This window comes from Desulfoluna sp. CYM3A (assembly GCF_056829965.1).
Map to the genome: position 1 here is coordinate 1,348,713 of NZ_CP186556.1, position 19,327 is coordinate 1,368,039.

General features: G+C 62.6%; 19 protein-coding genes and 1 pseudogene. All 20 read right to left on the bottom strand.

What is annotated here, in order from left to right:
* Positions 1-16 precede the first annotated feature (16 nt).
* The 20 genes and pseudogenes from ACOYW1_RS07035 to ACOYW1_RS07130 all read right to left on the bottom strand — a co-directional run bounded on the left by ACOYW1_RS07035 (position 17) and on the right by ACOYW1_RS07130 (position 19,324).
* Entirely contained in the window at positions 17-604 is a 588-nt protein-coding gene (locus ACOYW1_RS07035; RefSeq protein ID WP_482422228.1) for an exosortase-associated EpsI family protein, read from the bottom strand.
* Positions 592-1,101 carry a hypothetical protein gene (locus tag ACOYW1_RS07040; RefSeq protein WP_482422229.1) on the bottom strand — a complete coding sequence of 170 codons (510 nt, stop codon included), beginning with the start codon at positions 1,099-1,101 and terminating at the stop codon, positions 592-594. Before ACOYW1_RS07040 ends, ACOYW1_RS07035 begins: the two co-directional genes overlap by 13 nt.
* A gap of 21 nt (positions 1,102-1,122) precedes the next feature.
* Positions 1,123-1,947 carry an exosortase/archaeosortase family protein gene (locus tag ACOYW1_RS07045; protein WP_482422230.1) on the bottom strand — a complete coding sequence of 275 codons (825 nt, stop codon included), beginning with the start codon at positions 1,945-1,947 and terminating at the stop codon, positions 1,123-1,125.
* Positions 1,944-3,884 (bottom strand): tetratricopeptide repeat protein, encoded by a 1,941-nt coding sequence (locus ACOYW1_RS07050; protein ID WP_482422231.1) that lies wholly within the window; start codon positions 3,882-3,884, stop codon positions 1,944-1,946. Before ACOYW1_RS07050 ends, ACOYW1_RS07045 begins: the two co-directional genes overlap by 4 nt.
* Positions 3,885-3,989: 105 nt before the next feature.
* Complete coding sequence (locus ACOYW1_RS07055) at positions 3,990-4,691, bottom strand: DUF4114 domain-containing protein (RefSeq protein WP_482422232.1); 702 nt, start codon at positions 4,689-4,691, stop codon at positions 3,990-3,992.
* 190 nt (positions 4,692-4,881) lie between these two features.
* On the bottom strand, positions 4,882-5,844 hold the full coding sequence (locus ACOYW1_RS07060) for a glycosyltransferase family 2 protein (RefSeq protein WP_482422233.1): 963 nt from the start codon (positions 5,842-5,844) through the stop codon (positions 4,882-4,884).
* A 3-nt stretch (positions 5,845-5,847) separates the two neighbouring features.
* Positions 5,848-6,159, bottom strand: a complete 312-nt coding sequence (locus ACOYW1_RS07065; RefSeq protein ID WP_482416935.1) for a hypothetical protein — start codon at positions 6,157-6,159, stop codon at positions 5,848-5,850.
* Positions 6,140-8,359: a glycosyltransferase gene (locus ACOYW1_RS07070; protein WP_482422234.1), complete on the bottom strand. Its 2,220-nt coding sequence runs from the start codon at positions 8,357-8,359 to the stop codon at positions 6,140-6,142. Before ACOYW1_RS07070 ends, ACOYW1_RS07065 begins: the two co-directional genes overlap by 20 nt.
* A complete protein-coding gene (locus ACOYW1_RS07075; protein WP_482416933.1) occupies positions 8,356-8,964 on the bottom strand; it encodes an acyltransferase in 609 nt (202 codons plus the stop codon). The genes ACOYW1_RS07070 and ACOYW1_RS07075 overlap by 4 nt, the downstream gene beginning before the upstream one ends.
* Positions 8,949-10,529, bottom strand: coding sequence for a lipopolysaccharide biosynthesis protein (locus tag ACOYW1_RS07080; protein ID WP_482422235.1), 1,581 nt, complete (start codon positions 10,527-10,529; stop codon positions 8,949-8,951). Before ACOYW1_RS07080 ends, ACOYW1_RS07075 begins: the two co-directional genes overlap by 16 nt.
* The gene (locus ACOYW1_RS07085; RefSeq protein WP_482422236.1) at positions 10,526-10,804 is read right to left on the bottom strand and encodes a glycosyltransferase; all 279 of its coding nucleotides are present in this window, start codon (positions 10,802-10,804) and stop codon (positions 10,526-10,528) included. Before ACOYW1_RS07085 ends, ACOYW1_RS07080 begins: the two co-directional genes overlap by 4 nt.
* Before the next feature lie 322 nt (positions 10,805-11,126).
* Positions 11,127-11,717: pseudogene (locus tag ACOYW1_RS07090) on the bottom strand (glycosyltransferase family 4 protein); the annotation flags it as partial.
* Positions 11,714-12,298: an acyltransferase gene (locus tag ACOYW1_RS07095; protein ID WP_482422237.1), complete on the bottom strand. Its 585-nt coding sequence runs from the start codon at positions 12,296-12,298 to the stop codon at positions 11,714-11,716. The gene ACOYW1_RS07095 and the pseudogene ACOYW1_RS07090, both read right to left, overlap by 4 nt.
* A 1-nt stretch (position 12,299) precedes the next feature.
* Entirely contained in the window at positions 12,300-13,601 is a 1,302-nt protein-coding gene (locus ACOYW1_RS07100) for a hypothetical protein (RefSeq protein ID WP_482422238.1), read from the bottom strand.
* Entirely contained in the window at positions 13,592-14,452 is an 861-nt protein-coding gene (locus ACOYW1_RS07105) for a GumC domain-containing protein (protein WP_482422239.1), read from the bottom strand. Before ACOYW1_RS07105 ends, ACOYW1_RS07100 begins: the two co-directional genes overlap by 10 nt.
* 45 nt (positions 14,453-14,497) lie before the next feature.
* Positions 14,498-15,538 (bottom strand): SLBB domain-containing protein, encoded by a 1,041-nt coding sequence (locus ACOYW1_RS07110; protein ID WP_482422240.1) that lies wholly within the window; start codon positions 15,536-15,538, stop codon positions 14,498-14,500.
* Between the two features lie 45 nt (positions 15,539-15,583).
* Positions 15,584-16,219 (bottom strand): O-antigen ligase family protein, encoded by a 636-nt coding sequence (locus tag ACOYW1_RS07115; protein ID WP_482423679.1) that lies wholly within the window; start codon positions 16,217-16,219, stop codon positions 15,584-15,586.
* Positions 16,102-16,932 carry a hypothetical protein gene (locus tag ACOYW1_RS07120; protein ID WP_482422241.1) on the bottom strand — a complete coding sequence of 277 codons (831 nt, stop codon included), beginning with the start codon at positions 16,930-16,932 and terminating at the stop codon, positions 16,102-16,104. Before ACOYW1_RS07120 ends, ACOYW1_RS07115 begins: the two co-directional genes overlap by 118 nt.
* A 162-nt stretch (positions 16,933-17,094) precedes the next feature.
* A complete protein-coding gene (locus ACOYW1_RS07125) occupies positions 17,095-18,582 on the bottom strand; it encodes a GlgC family sugar phosphate nucleotidyltransferase (RefSeq protein ID WP_482422242.1) in 1,488 nt (495 codons plus the stop codon).
* A gap of 1 nt (position 18,583) precedes the next feature.
* Positions 18,584-19,324 (bottom strand): sugar transferase, encoded by a 741-nt coding sequence (locus tag ACOYW1_RS07130; protein ID WP_482422243.1) that lies wholly within the window; start codon positions 19,322-19,324, stop codon positions 18,584-18,586.
* Positions 19,325-19,327: the final 3 nt, after the last annotated feature.

Sequence of the window (19,327 nt, forward strand, 5' to 3'; positions counted from 1 at the left end):
TGTGCTGACTCGTTTATCAGAGATCATGGACCGGCCCGAAGTGATGGATGACCCGGTGCCACGGGGGGGCTGAGTCCCCTGCGGGCTGAATGACGACAAAGAGGGGCTCCGGCCCGGAAAGGCCGAAGGTAAGCCGTCTCAGGGTTGTCTGGAACCAGTATCGGACCACGGAGCTGTGGCGTGTGGCCCCGTTGGTGAACCAGTAAAGGACCCGTCGTTTTTTTCCGTCCCTTGCAAGGGTGAGCAGGCATGATTCCCCCCCTTCCATGGGGATGGGGCTGCGGTGCGCCACCTCCCAGCCCATGCCCCGGAAGCAGTAGGTGGGGTCGTGGACCGCGTGACGGTACCTGGAGCCGTCGATGGCCATGAGCACAAAGGGGAACCTGCCGAAGTGATAGAGACGCTTGACCACACGGGCGTTGCCGAAGACCGACTGCTCTGTCTGGGTAAGGGGTATGTCCTTTCCTGCGTATCCGGATCCGTTGATGGGCAGATGGTCCAGGCGGGAGGGCTGTTCCCGGTGGGCGTGCTTTGCCGAGGCCAGGCCAAAGAGCAGGGCGATGACAACGCTCAGGAGAAGGAGGATACGGGTCAGGTTGGACACGACGCAGTCTCCGATGGGGGGGCCGGTGAAAGGAAAAAGAAACCGGTGCCTGCCGTTGCAAGGGCCAGTCGCATGGGCAGGATCATGAAAGGAAACAGATGGCTGCCCACCCATCCCAGAAGGGGCATCCAGCTGATGGCGGTGAGGAGCCAGGGGAGCTGCCGGGGGGTGAGGCCGGCCAGTCCTGCAAGGGCCGAGGCCAGCCCCAGGTGGTTGAGAAGGTTCAGGGAACCGAGTTCCCCGATGAAGGAGAGAAAAAGACCCAGGGCAAGGAGGTGGGGCTGGCCCAGCGGTCGGCCCTGTTGCAGGTGGCGGCCCCGGAAGAGGATGGGGAGGCCCCAGATAAACAGGGCCAGCCAGCCCAGGCGGTCATGGGGGCTTCGCTGCCATGCGGCAATCAGGTCCCGGGCGTGCCACAGGCAGTAGGCAAAGACCGTGGCCTCGGCGAGGCGAAGGCGGCGAACGAGGAGCCCCGAGCCCTTTGTTCCTGGCGGCATCGGATGGGTCGGGGGGCTGTTTCATGGGGCGCCTTCCCCGGCAGGCAGGGGCGCATGGGTTGCCAGGAAGCGAAATGTTCCAAAGCAGAGCAGGAACATTATCACGATGACCAGCCACCCGCCCAGGGTATGGAAGACGCCCATGGCGGTTTCCGGGTCGAAGGCCAGGGCCGTGCCGGTGATGGCGATGATGCGCAGGGTGTTGGCTGCCCAGGCCGCCACCACGAGCAGGGGGAGGGAGATCCAGTAGAGACGGGTTGCGCCCAGCTCCAGGTAGGCCAGGGCGATGCCTGCAATGAGCATGGCCTGGAGGGTGTTGAGGCCGGAGCAGGCCGGGGCCACGTCCACGGGAAGGTTTTCCACGAGGAGCCGGGTTCCCTGGCGGAGGACATCCAGCTGCAGGAGGGTGAAGACCCCCTCGGTGGCTTCGGCGCCGCTCAGGCGAAACCACCACCCCACGGGGCGTCCGTCCAGCAGGAGCCAGGGAAAGGCCATGACGGGAAGGGGCATGAGTTTCATCATCCTGCGCCGGGCTGCCGGGTCAAGGCGGGGAGAGAGCCAGCTCCAGAGAAAGGCTGTCCAGCCCAGGGCGGGAAACAGGGCCACACCGGTGATGAGCCCAAGGGCAAAAAGGGCAATGCCCACAAGAAGAAAGGGACTCGACGGAGGCGACGGCTCCCCGGAAAGCTGCCAGGGCCTGCCCAGCCAGTAAAACAGGGGCAGGGCAGCAAGCACGGGCAGGGTGTCGGAGAAGGACTGGGCCCATCCTGTGTCCTGAAGCCAGATCAGGACAAAACAGAGGGCCAGGAGCGTGGGAATGACAGGACGGCTGCGACGTCGGTTCATGGCGTTACCTCGTTGCTTTTTCCTTCGGCCTCCGCAATGGCGGCGAGGTTGGCCCGGAACTGCAGGCTGTCTGGGAACAGGGCGTTGAGCTCGGTGGTGAGGCGGCGCGCCTCATCCCAGCGTTTCTCTGCAAAGGCCTGCCTGGCCAGCCACACCTTGGCCTCGGCTGATTCTGTCATCACCTCGGTGTAGATGCGTGTGGCTTGTTCAGGGTCGTCTTTGGCAATGGCGATGCGTGCCAGGAGTTCCTGGCCGGTAAGGCTATCGGCCAGGCCCGGCTGGTCGGAGAGGGTCTGCTCGGCCGCCTCAATCTCTCCCCTGTCCAGGTGGACCATGGTTTTGAGCCAGGCCGCACGGAATCCTGCATCCGAAGGGCTTTTTGCCAATTCGGCCAGGCGTGTCATGGCGTCGTCGATTCGGTTCTCGGACAAGAGCAGCTCTCCGGTCAGCACGGTGAGTGCCGGGCTCTGGGGCTGCCTGGCGGCAAAGGCCAAGGCCTCTTCAGTGCTTCGGTTGTAACGGATGGCCTGGGTCAGGCCGTAGGCGACCCACCCCGGAAAATCTTCGGAAAGCTCAGGCATGCGGTGAAGGAGAAGGGCCGCCTCCAGCCAGCCACCGGCAAGGAAGATGGCGGAGAATGCCTCCGGACTTTTGATGAGGGCGGCCAGCTCCGGAGAGGGCTCGGCAGTGTCGGTGCCCAGTTGACGGAACAGGGGGTGGGGGCTGTCGGCGGACAGCGACCCCATGGGCTCCCTGGGGAAGGTGCCCCATTTTCGAAATCGCAGGGCCGCCACCAGGGCTTCTTCTATTTCCGGGTTCCAGGAGCGGGTTTTAAAGGGGTTTCGTTCCAGCAGGAGCAGGGCCTGGTTCTCCTGGTCACGGGCAAGGTGGTCCACCACCCGCATCCAGAAGAGTTCCTGGCGGGTGGAGAGAAAGAGGTTGCGATCGGGGATCTGGAAAAAGGTTTCGTTGCTCCACAGGCTTGTGGCAGGCAGGCTGCCGAACCAGACCAGAAGAGGGGTAAGACGCTCCTCCGGGTAGGTGGCCTGGGTCCAGTCCCGGTCCAGGGGGGTGGCCATGCGACTCCAGAACATGGCCTTGAGCCAGAGATACCCCGGAGCCGTCGGGGTCAGGCCCCCTTCCCAGGTGGCCAGGGCCAGGTTCGGGTTGCCCTGGCGTCGGTAGAATTCGGCCAGCTGGTCCCTGACCCGTGGGTTGTCCGGTTCGGCGAGGTGGGCCGCCACATATTCCACCCGTGCCTCGGCCGGTTTCCCGAGCTGCTCCAGGATCTGGGCGCGGAAGAGGCGGATGTCGCTGTTGTAAGGCGCCAGCAGGGAGGCCTCTTCCAGGTAGCCCCAGGCCTCTTCCAAGTGGTCCGGGGCGCTGAGAAGGGCCAGGCGAATCAGCCGGACTGTCTCGGTGTCCACCTCGGCGCGTTCCTCGTTCAGCAGGGCAAGGGCGGCGTCCCGCTTGCCTTCCACCAGAAGGGCGTCCACGTCCAGGGCAAGCCAGGCACCGGCATTGGTTTCCCGGCCTTTCCAGCTCTGACGCAGGGCATTGTAGGGCTCTTTGTTGCCTGTCTGGAGTAAGGCCCGGCAGACAAACAGGGCCGCCTCCTCATGGGGCAGGAAGAGGTGGGGGTGTCGGTCGTAGAGATGCAGGAGCCTCGGAACATTGCGCATATCGAGGTGGGCCCTGATTTCCAGGGTTGCCTTGTGTTCCTGCAGGCTGTCGGAATCCTGGGGCAGGACGCGCCGCAGAAGGGCCAGGGCCTCCAGGGGCTTCTCTTCGGTGAGGAGGGCTTCGGCTCGTTTCAGGGTCTCCATGGCCCGCTTCTCCTGCGCGTGGCTGCGCCAGACAGCGCTGCCGAGGCCCACCAGGATGATCAGAAGGACAAGGACACCAACGACAGAGATCACTGTGTTTCTTTTTTTCATGACGCCTCCGTGTGAAAGGCTTTACGCAACAGGCAAAAGGTTGATGGGCGCCCGCCGTCCCTGGTCTCGCAAGAGGCCATGCTGACGGCGTGCATCTGGTTGTGGTCAGGCGGCCTGCTTTTTCCGGTGGACGGTGAAGGCAATGATCAGGAATGAGGCCAGGGTCAGGAGTGTGGCGGGCTCCGGAACGGAGGCCAGGGCCGCCACGTTGGCCGCTCCGATGTCCACGGCAAAGAGCAGGTCGTTGAAGTCCCGGTCCCCGCCGCCGTAAAGGTCTTCAAACCCCACGAGGAGGTAGGGGCTGGAGGGCATGGCGTAGGCCACCACGTGGTCGATGCCGTCGGGGTTGGTGGAGATATCCGTGGAGTAGGTCATGGTGCCGCCCCTGGCGCCGTTGGCGATGAGGAAGAAATCAAGCTGGGTGTCGGCCTCAAGGGTTCCGATGTCCACGAAGTCCCCGGGGTACAGGGGGTACCAGCGGCTCCGTGATTGGGAATTTCCCGGGCCCGGGTCGTAGGAGGAGACGCGGCTGGTGGCGTCGGGGAAGATGAGCTGAGGGTCCCCGGAGCTGATGCCGCTCCCCTGGGTATTGAAGCCCAGGGTGTTTTTGTACCCCGCCCCTTCCCCCACAAAGTAGACACGGGCTTCGGATTCGGTGCAGAGCTTGAGCTTGGATGGGTCCAGAGCGATGCTCGTGGTGTCGTTGATGGAGACGTTTTCTCCCAGGTTGGTGTTGATCCATGAGTTCATGGAGGGCAGGACATCGCTCTGGAAGAGGGCGGATGACTCATCAGAGGCCGCCCGCATGACGGGGCCCGCAATCCACAAGGCCGGGCAAAGGACTGGATAGGGGACTCCTTGGCCGGGCTTGGGGTGGGCAGGGCCAGCAGGAGCAGGCCCAGGATGGCGTAACGTGTCGTATGGTTCATGATGGTATCCTTAAAAACGTGTGTTTATGGGTTGGGTCGGGTAACGCTCAGGGAACCCGGATGTTTGTTTACGGTTTGGATGAGGTTCTCAGGTGATTGAGGATCAGCTCCATGATGGCCGCTGCATCGGCTTTTTTCTGCGGCGACTCCCGTGTGGGAGAAAGGGTGTGTTTCAGGCGGATCAGTCCGTTCCAGAGGTATTCCACGGCCATGGCGGCCAAAAGACGCGTCCGGCCGTAGCATTTCTGGTAATACCTGCACTCGCTGGCGATGCGGATGGCAAGGCTCTGGCGCCCGTGGGTGGAGATGCGCCCGGGGGTCTTGAGGGTGCTCTGTCCCCCGATGTGGACCACCGAGGCGTGGGGGTAGAAGACGACGTCCCAGTAAGCCCTCTGGGCGGCCAGGCAGTAGTCGATCTCCTCAAAGTAGAGAAAGTAGCCGTCGTCCAGAAAGCCGATGGTCTCCATGGTTCGCCTGCGGATAAGGAAGAAGGCCCCCACCACCCAGCCCACCTTGCGGGGTGTGCTGTGGTCCCACCAGGTGTAGTCCACCTTGCCGAAAATGCGGGATGCGGGAAACCGCGCGGCAAGCCCTGAAATGTGGAAGAATTTGTTGATGGGGCCCGGCAGGCTCCGGGCCGAAGGCTGCAGGCTGCCGTCCGGGTTGGTGAGGCGGCATCCCAGGATTCCGGTGCGGGGGTTGGCGTCCATGTAGGCCAGGGTTTTTTCAAGGACGCCGTCTTCGATGAAGGCATCGGAGTTGAGCAGCAGGATGTAGCGCCCCGAGGCCCTTTTCATGCCCGGGTTGTTGCCCCCGGCAAAGCCCACGTTGACGGGCAGCCGGATGAGGGTGACTTCCGGGAATTCGGCCTCGATCATCTCCGGGGATCCATCGGTGGAGGCGTTGTCCACCACGATGACTTCGCGCCTGACCTCTCCGCTGTGGTCCCGCACGCAGGACAGGCACTTCCGGGTCAGTTCGCAGGTGTTGAAGGAGACGATGATGATGGACAGATCTGTTTTTTGTGCCATGGGTCACTCCAGGAGGTGGGCGTCGGTAAAGAGGTCGAGTCCCAGCAGGGTCTTGATGAGATAGAGCAGAAAAAAACTTCCCGAAAGAACCACACACAACAGCAGGATCAGGATGGCGGCGGCTGTGAGGTTCCCCCTGAGCCGTCCCTGCTCGGGAGACGCCCCGGGGACCGGCTCGCGTCCCATGAGAATCCCCAGGAAAAAGACCTCGCCGAAGAGCCTCAACGGCAGGATGAGCCGGAAGATGAGCTCGCGCTCGGCGGGTGGGGCCGTCCCGGAGGGCTGCCTGTCCGCTTCAGGAGGGATGGTTCGCATCGGCGGTCTCCTGCTGGCCCAGGGGGTCCGTCGGCATGGGGCCGCTGGGCTCCGGCAGCACCTCCAGGCGCCTGCCCAGCTTGAGCCTCCCCTCGAGCTGCCAGGCCCTTAAGGAGGCCTTGAAGCCGGGGTGGTTGTACTGACGGGTCCGTGTGACCCAGCCCTGGAGGTACCCGGCGATGATGAGAAGCCCGCCGATGACAAAGGGGCGTTCGATGACACGGTACAGCCCGGCAACGAGGATGTAGAGGGGGTGGGTGCCCATGAAGTACTGGCCCCAGCCCCAGCGCAGGCGGCCGTGGTAGATGCTCTTGTGGGACGATCCCATGATCCGGTGGTCGGTGATCCGCAGAATCGGGTTGTTGAAGCTGCGGGTGCGGTAGCCCTCCATGCGGCACCGGTGGAAGGTGATGCCGTCCCACATCACCTGGCGGGTAAACCCTCCGATGGCCTCGAAGCAGCTGCGGCTGAGGCACAGGACCCCGCCCAGGACGCTTTCGTCGGTGATGCGTTCTTCCACCATCCGGCCGTCCCCCAGATCAAGGAACAGCTTTCCGCTGGCCGCCCCCAGGTAGGGATCCTGGCGGAAGCGGCTGAACAGGGTCTCAAAATAGGTGCGGCCGACGGTTAGGTCCCCGTCCATCTTGCAGATGAAGTCGTAGGAGGTGGCGGCGATGGCCGCATACCCGTCGTAGAAGGCCTCCACGACCCCGGCACCCACTTTTCTCTCCCCGCGGTTGGATCGCCTGACGTACCGGATAAAGGGGTGGGTTTTGGCCGCTTCCCGGATGATGTCCGCGGTGCTGTCCGTGGAGCCGTCGTCCACCAGGATGTATTCTGTTGGGGGAATGGTCTGGGACACGACGCTGGCGATGGTGGCCGGAAGGTACGCTTCTTCGTCGCGCACCGGTGAGACCACGATGTAGCGGGGCGGGTTGCCGATGGGCCTTTTTTGACGGGGTGGAAAGGGCCGTGGGAACGAGGCCCGCCGGATCAGCCGTGCCAGGGCCGCCGTGTTTGCTCCCTGGTGGAACTCCGCCTCCACCTTGCCCCGGCCGTTTTCGGCAAGGCTCTTCCGCAGATCGGGGTGGGCCAGCAGGAGCTTGAGGGATTCGGCCAGGTCATCCTCATTGTCCGGTTCGCAGAGAAGGCCTGTGGTGCCGTCGTCGATGAGTTCCGGGATTCCTGAGATGGCCGTGGAGACCACCGGGACCCCGGAGGCCATGGCCTCCATGAGCACCACGGGGATGCCGTCCATGTCTCCCTGATCGTCCCGCCTGCAGGGGAGCACAAAGGCGTCGAGGCCGGTCAGCCAGCCCGGCACCTCTGTATGGGGCAAGGCCCCCTTGAAGGTGACCTCTGCGGAGAGGCCTAGGTCCAGCACCCGTTGCTGGAGAGCTTCCTTCATGGGGCCGTGGCCTGCCATCTCCAGGTGAAAGGCGATGCCCTGCCGCTTGAGGATGGCGCAGGCCTTGATGAGCTGGTGGAACCCTTTTTTTTCCACCATACGGCCGATGCTGCCCAAAAGGGGCGGCGTGGCCAGTTCTTTGGGGGGCCTGGCCTCAAAGAGAGAGGGATCCACCCCGCAGCGCATGACGTGGATGGCCTCTTCCGGTGCTCCCCGAGAGATGAGGTAGCGCAGGTTGAACTCGGAGATGGTGGCGGCAAAGGCGGCCCGATTGACCTTTTCCTTCAGCAGCCAGGCCCGTTCGAAGAGGTCGTTGGCGTGGGCCGTGAAGCTGAAGGGGACCCCGCCCATGATCGAGGCGTACATGGCCAGGTCCGTGGGGATGTGCGCAAAGTGGGTGTGCAGGTGCTCACATCGGTTGGCATCGAGGATGTCGGCCAGGTGAGAGGCCCTTGCCCAGCGGTAACAGAGTCCGGCCGCGGTGCGTGAGAAGGGCCCCACCCGCACCAGGTCCCGTACCAGGATGTTGATGGATTTGGCGTACCTCACGGGTCGGGTTGCCACCCGTTTGAGGTGGGACCAGAAGAGGGAAATCCCTGATTGATCGTAAAGGTAGCAGGTGACGCGGCCCAGTCGTTCCGCCTCACGGCCGGTGGCCGGGGACGTGGGGCGGTGCACCGAGATGGGCAACACGGAAAACCCCTGGGTCTCCATCTCCAGAAGTTCTCCGGAAACAAAGGTGGCCGACAGGGCAGGAATTTCCGGGGCCAGGTATGCGATTTTGTCTTTCATGGGGACCCTTTTTGCCTTTCCCGGAGCACGGTGGCCGGAGCCCCGGCTGCCAGGGTGTGAGGGGGGATATCTTTGGTGACCACGCTGTTGGCGCCGATGATGGCGCCGTCGCCGATGGTGACTCCGGGCAGGATGCAGCACCCTCGGCCGATCCAGACGTCCCTGCCGATGGTGATGGGCGTTGCGGTGTGGGGTTGCAGACGCATGGGGGTGCCCATCTCCGTGCCGTGGTTGGCATCGCGGATGGACGTAAACTCGCCGATGATGGCAAAGGTGCCGATGCGGACCTGGGCATAGCTGGCGAGGGTGGTACCCCGGTTGATGCGGACGTTGTCTTCCAGGATGATTTTTCCTGTCTCTTCGGTGGTGAACTCGCACTCCCTGCCGATGCGGCACCCTTTGCCCAGGGCGATGCGTCCGGTACCGATGACGCGGACGGGCCCGTCGCATTGAGTGGAGGGGTCGGTGCCGGGAAGACGAGCCATGAACCGGGCCGTGTAAAGGTGGCGGGGCAGGGCGAGGCTTGCCGGAGACACGAAGCGGATCAGTCGGCTGAGCACGCCCAGGGAGATGTTTCTGAGATGTTGCTTTATGGGGGACTCCATAGTCGGCTCCACAACGGGATCATGGGTTTCGGGGGCGTGATGTCAGCCAGCTTGGCTTTTTCTTCCGGGGTCAACAGGCGGTGGCGCGTCAGAAGCAGCAACAGCACGGCCAGGAGCAGGTGGACACAGCCAAAGAGGGCCAGGAGAAAGAGGCCGGACCACCGGGAGAATGCCCCGGAAGCCCAGATATTTTGGCAGAGAAGCAGGCCGGGCAGTCCCGCTGCAAAGATGACCAGCACCGGGGGCACGGTCTGGCCGATGAAGGTTTTCCAGGGGATCTCAAACAACCGGTTGGCCACGAACAAAAAGTAGATGGAGCCTGTGGCCTGGGCCAGGGTGTAGGACCAGGCCGCGCCTTCCAGGCCCGCCAGGTGGATGAACACCGGGGTGAGGGCAAGGAGCATGGCGGCGGAGATGGCCATGTACCGGATTTCGTAGCCGGGGAGCCCCATGCCCCGGACGCAGGCGGTGCCGGAGCCGGTGAAGAGGTTGATGAGGGTCCCCAGGGCCAGGATCTGCATCACCCGCGCCGGGCCGTCGTACCCCGGTCCCACCCACACCTCGATGATCTGGGGGGCGAAAAAGATGAGAAAGGCGTAGGGCAGGGCCGAAAGCAGCATGATGTAACGGGTGGCCCGCAGGTACATGCCCCGGAGCTTTCTGTGGAGCCCGCTCCCCTCCAGATGAGAGGCCGCGGGCATGAGGGTCCCGGCCACGGCCGACGGGAGCATCATACCGATGTTGGGGAGCTTTCGCCCGATCTCGTAGAGGCCCGCAGGGCCCAGGTGGAGCATACGCGTGATAAAGATGCGGTCCACCGAATTGATGAGAAGGGAGAAAGAGTTACAAAGGCTCATCTTGCCGCCGAAATTGCCGAAGGCCTTGAGGGCTTCGAGGCGGAGGTGCCGAAATCGCACAGAGAGAAAAGGAAACACCCGGTGGGCGAAGAAAATGGTGGAAAGGATGATGAGCCCGAAGCGGATACCATAGGCCCAGAGCAGGGAAAAGACCCCCATGCCCAGGCGGAAAAAGAGGAGCAGGAGAATGAGCTCCACCACCGAGGCAACCAGGTGGATTTTCCGGACCAGGGCAATCCTCTGTTCGCCCTCCAGCACGCACTGGTACCCGGCCAGGCTGAAGTTGAGGACGAAGATGGCGGCGGTTCCCACAAAGAGCCGGTGGGCCGTGCGGCTGAGCTCCGGGTTAATGCCGAGGACGGGGATGAGGAAGGGCAGCGCGGGCAGAAAGAGGAGAAACAGGAGGAGCCCCACCCCCAGCATGGAGACGATGCCCGTGGAGAGGAGCTGGTTGACCTTGTGGTCTTCCCCCCGGGACCGATAATCGGCGGCATACCGGATGTAGGTGTTGTTAAAGCCAAAGGCGGTTAAGGCCAGGTAGGAGAGCACCACAAAGCAGTAGGCCCAGAGCCCGTACTCCTCAATGGTGATGTAGGAGAGAATAAGCGGTGTCAGGACAAGGCGGCTCCCCAGGTACCAGACGTTGTAGATGATGGTGAACAACGAGTTCCGGGAGACGGTCCTGGCGATGTTTTCTTTGTCGTTCATGGCTTGGGCAGGATCCGTGAGATTTCTGTTGCCATGGTGTGTCCCCAGACCTCCCAGTTGAGGCGTTCTTCATAGCGCCGCCTGCTTTCTGTGTTCAGGCGCATGTAGGTGGAAGGGTCCAGGGCCGTCTCCCGGATCAGGCGGGAAAAATCGGCCCCGCCTGCCGCCGGGGGCAGAAGGTGCCCGTTGACCCCGTTTTCCACGATGGTGCCCACGCCCCCGACATCCGTGGCATAGACGGGCAATCCGTAGGCGGCGGCCTCGCAGAAGACCACACCATTCGGCCCGGGGGGGGGTGGGCAAAAGCAAGAGGTGGGAACGGCTCAGCACCTCCTCGAAGCGGGCCCGTTGCTCCGGGATGTTTTTGTTGAGGTACGGGATTACGGTCATGCGTTCGTGTCGGAAGGGGGCCGGAGGCACGGTGCCGCAGACCGTGAGCCGGGCGTCCACGCCGTGTTCGAGGAGGTCCAGCAGGGTATGAAAGGCGATCTCCCCTCCTTTTCGTTCCCATTCCTTGGCCAGAAAGAGAAGCTCCAGGCGGTCTTTGATGTGCCTGCCGAGGCAGGCTTCCCTTACGGGCGAGGTGTCCAGATTGGCGCCGAAGGGGATGACCCGCACCTTGTCCGGGTCCGCGGCATAGGAGTGCATGGCCGACCGTGCGGCCCAGTGGGACGGATAGACCAGCAGGTCGGCCCGGTCGATGACAGCCTGTTCAAATCGGTGCTCCGTGACCGCGGCTTTCCCCATGGACGAAAAAATGGGGTAGACCTCCTGCATGAGGGCAAAGGTGGCATCGGAGATGTAGACCAGGGGAATGTCGCTTTCGATGTGGGCTGCCTCCACGCTGGCCGCAGGGGCCAGGAGCAGGTCGAACTCTTCCCGGTCCAGGCACCGGTCGATGCGCCTGCCGAAGTATTGGGACGCCTTGACGGTGCGCTCCGGGTAAGTTCGGAGGCCGGTGACGTGTCGGCGGATGGTGGCCAGCCGTTTTTTGAGGCGCTGATGGGGCACGGCCAGGGGGCCGAGCCAGGTCAGGGAATGAGCAAGGGGCTCCAGGGCCTTGACGATGAAGTAGGTGGAGCCGGACCAGGTGCGCCGGTCCCGGGGGTCTCCGGGGCTGACCACGGCGATGCGGAGCTGGTCCGGGGCCTGGGGCACATCCTGGCCTGGCTGCGGGGAATGGGTCATTGGTGCGCCTCGTCGTCGGTGAAGAAATGGGCCACGCGGGCTTTGCGGAGTGCGGCTTCACGGTGCGGGTCATAGATGTGGGGGCCTTCTCCGGCAAGGAGGGAAGACCAGGGCAGGGACTCGGTGGCCGCGTGGATCCGGTCCCGATAGCTTTGCGTGGTGCAGATGCGGCGGGCAGGGTTCCCCGCCCAGACCTCCCCGTCGGGGATGTCCCGGGTGATAACGGAGCCCGCCCCGACAATGACGTCGCTGCCCACGGTGATGCCGGGAAGCACGGTGGTGCGGTTGCCGAGAAACACGTGGTCCCCGATGGTGATGGGGGCCACACGGTCCAGGTGGGAGGCATCCCGGGCGTTGAGCATGATCACCGAGGCGTCATGGCAGAGGAGCTGGCAGCCGTCGGTGATCCAGACGTTGTCGCCGATGGCGGTGAGGTAGCCGTCCGGCAGCCCTGCGTTTTTGGCGATGAAACAGCCTGATCCCTGGCGCCTCAGCGTCCCCTTCTCTTTGAGGTATCGGGCGTAGGGAAAGCCGCTTGGGATGAAAAAACGAAGGCGGATTCTTTCGATGAGGGTCTTCACGTTATCCCGTCCCCTGAAACGAGGTTTTTACCTGGCGGTAGTAGTTGTCCATGGCCTCCCGGTAGTACCGGCCCCGTTGGAAGCTGACACGGTTCAGGACCACGGAGATGGCCTTGACCTCCAGGCGGTCGAGTGTATGAACGGCCCGTGCGAGCTCTTTTTCCACCACGGAGCCGGACTCCACCACCAGGATGGTGACATCCGAGATGTGGGTGAGGAACCGGGCGTCCGTGGAGAGCCACAATGGGGAGGAGTCCAGAAGGATGTAATCGTAATCGCACCGAAGGCTCTCGATCATGGGAGCCATGCCGATCTCCTGGAAGATGCTTTTGTCTGTGCCCGGCCAGCTGCCGAAGGGGAGGATGTGGAAGGGAAAATCGCTGTCGGTGATGATGGCGTCCTGCAAATCACAGCGGCCCTCCAGAACGTCCCACAGCCCCAGGGTGTCTTCGGGAAAGAGGTCCCGACTCACGGGGCTCCAGACGTTGAGGTCCACGAAGATCTTGTTCTTGGCCATGCCGGGCAGGGCGGTGAGGGTGTTGAGGAGAAAGGTGGAGACCCCCTGTTTGCCGTTGAGGGAGAGGCCGTTGTAGACCCGGGATTTGTGCTCGGTGTTCTCCTTGGCGATGGAGAAGGCGATCTCCTTGAACTGTTCGGAAATTCGCGAAAATGGCGTGTCCAGGCACATTCTGTGGCGATCCTCTGCCGCCCCCTGGTCCTGGGCGGCGTCCATGATGTGACCGGTGGGGGGGAACCCCAAAACCCGCTGGATGTCCTGGATGCTTCGAAGGTTCGGGTCAATTTTGTCTTTGGTCACGGCATAGCCGATGCCGGCAAAAAAGCTGAGAAGGACCACCACCACGGCCATCTTGACCCGTTTGCCCGTATCGGGCTTTTCCGGGGATTTGGCCCGGGTAAGGATGCTGGCCCGGCCCGGTGAGCGGGACTCTACTTCGATCTGGTCGATGCGTTCTTCGATGCGGAGCAGGGCGTCCTGAAGACGATCGATTTCCCGCCTGAGGGTGGACGCTTTCATCATCTGGGTGTTGACGTCCGTGGCCTTGTGCTCGGCGGCGGTGAGTTCCTCGATGAGCCGCTGTTCAGCGCTCAGGGCCGAGGCAAAGAGCATCTCCTCTTCCAGGATTTTTTTCCGCTGGTCGGAGAGGAGCTTGCCCCGGATGACCTCCTGACCTCCCGCCCGTCTGAGGAGGTTCTCCTGGACCTCGTAGAGCCGGGTGAGGTTCTCTTCGTATTCTTTTCTGTCCGGGTGGTTCTCGTTGACCCCGGACAGGGTCAGTCGCATGTCCTGAGCTTTTGCAGAGCTGGATGGTTTCGGTGGCCCAGTCCTTTACCGTCGTCCACATCTGCCGAGATGTCCAGCTGCTGGAGCTTGACCATCTGATTTCCCAGCTCCCTAAGCCGGGTCTGGGTCTCGATGCGCCGCGTCTTGGCCTTTACCAGCTGCTGGGTGAGGTCCACCACGGCCTGGAGGTAGACGTAGATGTTCTTCTCATCGGTGATCCCCACGGCATACTTGGCCGAGATGCTCTCCAGTACAGCGTACTTTTCCGCCAGGACCTTCTCCTGCTCTTCGCGCCGTCCTTTGAGGAACCCCAGCCTGGAGCCGTCCTTGTTGAACCGTTCCAGCCGGGTGTGTTCGATGTAGGCCGCTGAGACGGCGTTGAGGATTTCGGCAAGCCCACGTCCCCTCCGGCTGAACATGGACAGGGAGAAAAGCTGTGTGTCCCGCAGCTGCTTGATGGCCAGGCGCATGGCCAGGCGGTCCACGGCCTGCTGCATGGTTTCATCCGGGAATTTCCAGTTTGTGCCCGTCTCTTCCACCTCTTCGATGGCCATGGAGAGGACGGCGTAGCTTTTGACGATGTTGATCTGGGTCCGCACATAGTCGTCGTAATAAGGGGTGATGGAGGCCTCTTCCTTGCCGTAGAGGATCTTGGGGATCACCGGTTCGATTTTCAGGACCGCCTCGCTGTAATAAACGGGCTTGACCTTGAGCCAGACCGCCGGAACGCCCAGGGCCAGGATGCTCAGGGCGATAAGGCACACCATGGGCAGGTGGTTGAGGAGGCTCCCAACCGGATCGATGGGCTTGGCGGGAAAGGCCGGGACAGATTTGTTTTCCGGTGTTTCCATGGCAGGGGCGGTCTCGATGGGTGTCGTGGGGCATGGGACGTGGGGTCAGTCTGTCAAGGTGTCGTGGATGATGGTACCGCTGATGAAGGTGCGCAGGAACGGGTCGATCTGGCGCAGGTAATAGTTGAAAGTGGCTATTCCTTTTCTCGGGATATAGATGATGTCGTTGTCCAGGAGCAGGAAGTTGTCGCTCAGGTTGCCCGTGGCCAGCATCATGTCCATGTCGATGGTTTTGACTCCCTCCTGCCCTTCCATCTCCCGGATGAGACGGATTTCGTCGGTCTGGCCATCCTCGGTGGGGCCGCCCGCCAGGTTGATGGCATCCAATATGGAGAGGCCTGTGGTCTGGATCTGGTAGGAACCGGGGTTCTCTACTTCCCCCATGACAAAGACCGCGGCGTCCATGGACTCCGGAATATAGATGATGTCGTTGTTGGCCAGGCTGATGTTGAGCTTGAGGTTGGCCCGCTGCAGGAGCTTCAACAGGTCGATCCAGATGATCTGGTTTTTGCCGCGGACAATGTAGCATTTGGAGAGAAAAATGGTTTTATCCCGGGTGGGAAGGCCCCCTGCCATGGCCAGGGCTTCCAGGAGGGTTGCCTGGCCGCTGAAATGAATGACTCCCGGATTTGCAACCCTTCCGAGAACATAGACCCGGTTGTTCATGTACTTGATGATCTTTACCGTGGCGATGGGCTCTTCGTAGAACTCCCGGTAGAGATCCGTGATGATGGTGGAGGCTTTTTTCCGGTTCATGCCTCCGATCTTGAACTCCCCCAGCATGGGCAGGGTGATGTTGCCGTAGGGCCCCACCACGTGTTCCCCGGAGAGCTTGGGGCGGTTCCAGACGTCCACGGTGAGCAGGTCCCCGGAGCCGATGATGTACTCATGGGTGAGGTTGGCCTCGTGGAGCCGGATCACCTCGGGGTCGGCAAAGGGGATCTCTGTGCGGAAGCTGCTGCGGGAAAAGGGGGTGTCGTCGGGGATTTCCAACGGCTTGGGGCCGCAGGCGCAGATCGAGACAAGGAGTATTGCTGCGGCCAGGAGAGCGCGGTTTGCGGAAGGGCGGCGAGGAGCCTGGGGCATAGGGGGACCTTTCGGGACAGGTTCGATGGACGGCGGGCCCTTGAGTCAGATGATGCGGGCAAAACCGAAGCGGGCTGGCACCGGCTCTTCGGCTTCCGATGCTGTTTCCCGGGGCCGGGTGAGGATCAGGATCTGGCCGATGCCGGCCAGCATGTAGAGGTACTGGACGCTCTGGGCTCCGGAATAGACGGTGGCCTGGGAGAAGATGGCGCAGACCCAGCCCGCGATGAGGCACCAGCCCAGGCGCCCCCAGGGGTCGTCCCAGGCTGTTTTCTGGGCGTAGAGGATCATGCGGATCAGCATGCCGAAGAGAAAGACGAGGTAGAAGAAGAGGGCGATGACCCCTGAGGCCAGGGCCACGCCCAGGTATTCGGCGTCGATGGATTTCATCCCCTTCACCGACGGCACGGAGAAGCGGCCCCAACCGGCGTAGGGTCGCTCCATGACCACCTCGCTGTAGGCCTGCCACATCTCCTTTCGGTAGGCCACGTTCCTTTGTGCCTCGGTGGTGGCCGTGGCTCGGGTGACGGCGATGTAGTCGATGAACTTCGGCACGATGACCATCAAAAGGATCGCCCCGACGATGGAGACCACCGTGAGGATGGCGGCGCGGTTTTTGTTCCAGCCGTAGTAGATGACGGCAAGGCCCAGGAGAAATCCGATGATGGGGGCCCGGGAGATGGAGACGAAGATGCCAAGCGTATCGACAGCTCACTGATGATCTGGCCTTTGCGGCGGGTGGGGTAGTGGCCCTGGTTGTAGCACCAGATTGCCAAGGGGGCGATGAGGGCGAAGACATAGCCGGCCACAATGGGGTGGGAGAAGGGCCCCAGGGCCCGTTTGAAGCCCCACCGGCTCATGACCATGCCGGTGTCCCAGACCACGTAGGTGGGCCAGAGGCGCCGTAAATGCTCGTCGAAATGGTTGACGAACATGCGGAATTCGATGGCGTTCAAAAAGGCCACCACAGCCCCCACCACGGTCATGGCCCGGATCAGGGAGACAAGGGCTTTCCGGTCCACGGAGAAGCTCCGTACCAGCATGTAGGGAACACAGATCCCCATGAGGTTGTTGAAGAGGATCTTCTGGGAGATCTTGTAGGTGCTGTTACTCCACTGGGCAAAGAAGATGGCGAAAACGTAGGCAAAGATAAACAGGTCCATCCAGTGATAATCGTACCCGTCGAATCCCTTCATGGCCCAGGCTGCCAGGATGGGTACCAGGGCTGCGGACCAGAAGTAGAGTTCGGGCACCCCGCTGACCACCTTGACGTTAAAATAGGCGGGGAAGAAGGTGAGGGCCGGCAGGAACGAGAGGATGAAGACCTCCCGGGGCGAGCGGGAAGCAAGGAGAATGGCGCTGACGATCAGGGGAAAGAGGACGGTTTTATCCATGGGCCTTAGGTAAAGAAGGAAAATCAGGTAATAGGTAATGGGGAAAGCAGGTAACAGGGACGTCAGGTGATAGGGAAAACAGGAAATAGGAAAAACAGGCGATGGAGGAACAGGGGGATAGAGAATCGGGAGAGGTGAAGGGGAATGGGGAGATGTGCAGGGTCAGGAAGAGCCGGGGCGTGGGATGACGCCCAGGAGCTGGCCTGCGTATTTGAGCAGGAGTTTTGCGTCGTAGAAAAAACCTGAAGAGACGGTGTAGACCGTTTCGGCGGCGTAGAGTTCGTCTTCATCGGGATAAGGCCCGAAGTGGAGCATGGCCTCGGTGACGAGGCCCCCTTTGCCCGTGAGGGTGATTTGGCGCCAGTCTTCGGGCAGGGACCGGATGGCGTCGGTGCTTCGTGGTCCTATGCCCACCAGGCGCATGCGGCCTCCGGCCACGTGGATGAGGCCGGGGAGAAAGACAAGGAAGAAGTGCCACCACCGGGCCTCCCAGGTGGCGGGGTTCGGTCCCTGGGCCTCGCAGGTGGCAAAGGCAAAGGTGTGCCAGTGGGTTTCGTCGGCCAGTGCGGGGAGGCTCACCACGTCCCGGTGCGGTCGGCAGGGACCTTCCCTGGACAGGGTAAGGATCATCAGTGTGATGAGGAGCAGGGGCGCGAAGAGCACCAGCAGCAGGAGGCCCGCCATCCGGGATCCCATCCTGGCGAGGCGGTGCCGGAGTTCGTTTTCAGCCAGGTTGCCGATGATAAAGGCATCGGTGACGGTGAGTTCCGAGCCGATGGAGGTGTTGACCAGGCAGTTCTTGTCCACCACGGAGTCTTCCAGTGAGAGCTCCTTGCCGATGTAGCTCATGGGCAGGACCACGGAATCTTGGATGCGCGTTTTTTCGTCCACCACGCACCCTTTGGCCAGGACCGCGTAGGGACCGATCTCCGCCAGTCTGCCGATGCGACACCCCTCGTCCAGATAGACCGGCGGGGTAATGCGGGCCGTGGGGTGGATTCCCACATCCCGGGAGAGCCAGACACTGTCCTCCACCTCCCGGGCGTCGTGCATGAGGTAGGGCACGCCTTTGTCCAGAAGGGTTTGGGTGGCCCCAAGGAGCGTGGCCGGGTCCCGGACCGTCAGCACGGAGGCAAGGGACTCTTCCCTGGCCCCTGCATTGAGCAGGGCCGCTTCGAGGGCGGCGGCATCGGTGGGGACCTCCATGTCCATGCCGAAGCCGCTTGGGAACACAGCCCAGCCGGACCACTGCATGTCGGGCCCCTCTCCGTGGATGAGGACCAGGGGAGCGTCTTCGGCTTCGGGCAGCGTCTCCACCAGCGGGAGAACCTCGCCGCAGGCCAGGATGAGGGGGGCTTTCCGGGCTGAGGCCAGGGCATCCACCAAGGGGCGGTACGGGTGCTCCGGATCCCGCACGAGATGGTACCGGAACCGGCACCCCCAACGCTCCCCGGTGCCGAAAAATGCCTCCACCTTTTCAGGGCGGTGGCTCAGGACAAACTCGATTTCCGTGGCACCCCATCGCACCAGGGATTCCACCCCGTGCTGGAGGAAGGGCCGGTCAAGAAGGGGAAGCATGGTCGCGCCGAATCGCTCCGAGAGCACAGGGGCATGGTCTACCCCGCGCGTGGCGATGACAATGGCCTTCATCTCAGTACGCCCCCCGCCCGAAGAGGACCGCGGGGATGGTTTTGAGCAGGATCTTCAGGTCGGTTGCGATGCTGCGGCTTTCAATGTACTGGAGGTCCAGTTCCACCTGGCGGTGGAAGGGGATGTCTCCCCGACCGCTCACTGCCCAGATGCTGGTGAGGCCCGGGGTGACGTCCAGGCGCCGCCTGTCGGCCAGGGTGTAGAGGGCGACCTCCCGGGGCAACGGCGGCCTGGGCCCCACAAGGGACATCTCTCCTTTGAGGACGCACCAGAGCTGGGGAAGCTCATCAATGCTGAACTTTCGGATGATCCTGCCGATGCCGGTGACTCTGGGGTCTTTTTTCATTTTGAAGGTGATGCTCTCCTCGTGATCGCTTTGGTCCAGAATCGCATCCTTGGCGGTCTCTGCGTCCACCACCATGGATCGAAACTTGGGGAAGGGGAACTCCCGCCCCCATTTGCCCACCCGTTTCTGCCAGTAGAGCACCGGCCCGTTATCCGTGAGCCGGATGGCCACTGTCACTGCAAGGAAAAGGGGGGAAAGCAGGATGAGGGCGGAAAGGGCGGCCAGGATGTCGAAGCCGCGCTTGATGGCCCTGGCCCCACCGGTGACGGTCACCCAGGCGTATTTCTTCCGGGCAAAACGCAGGCGCATGCGAAGGGTCCCTTTGCCGTAAAGGCCGTAGAGTTCCTCGATGAGTTCGGTTCGCCGACGGCCGTCGCTGTCCGGGGAGGCGAGCATGGG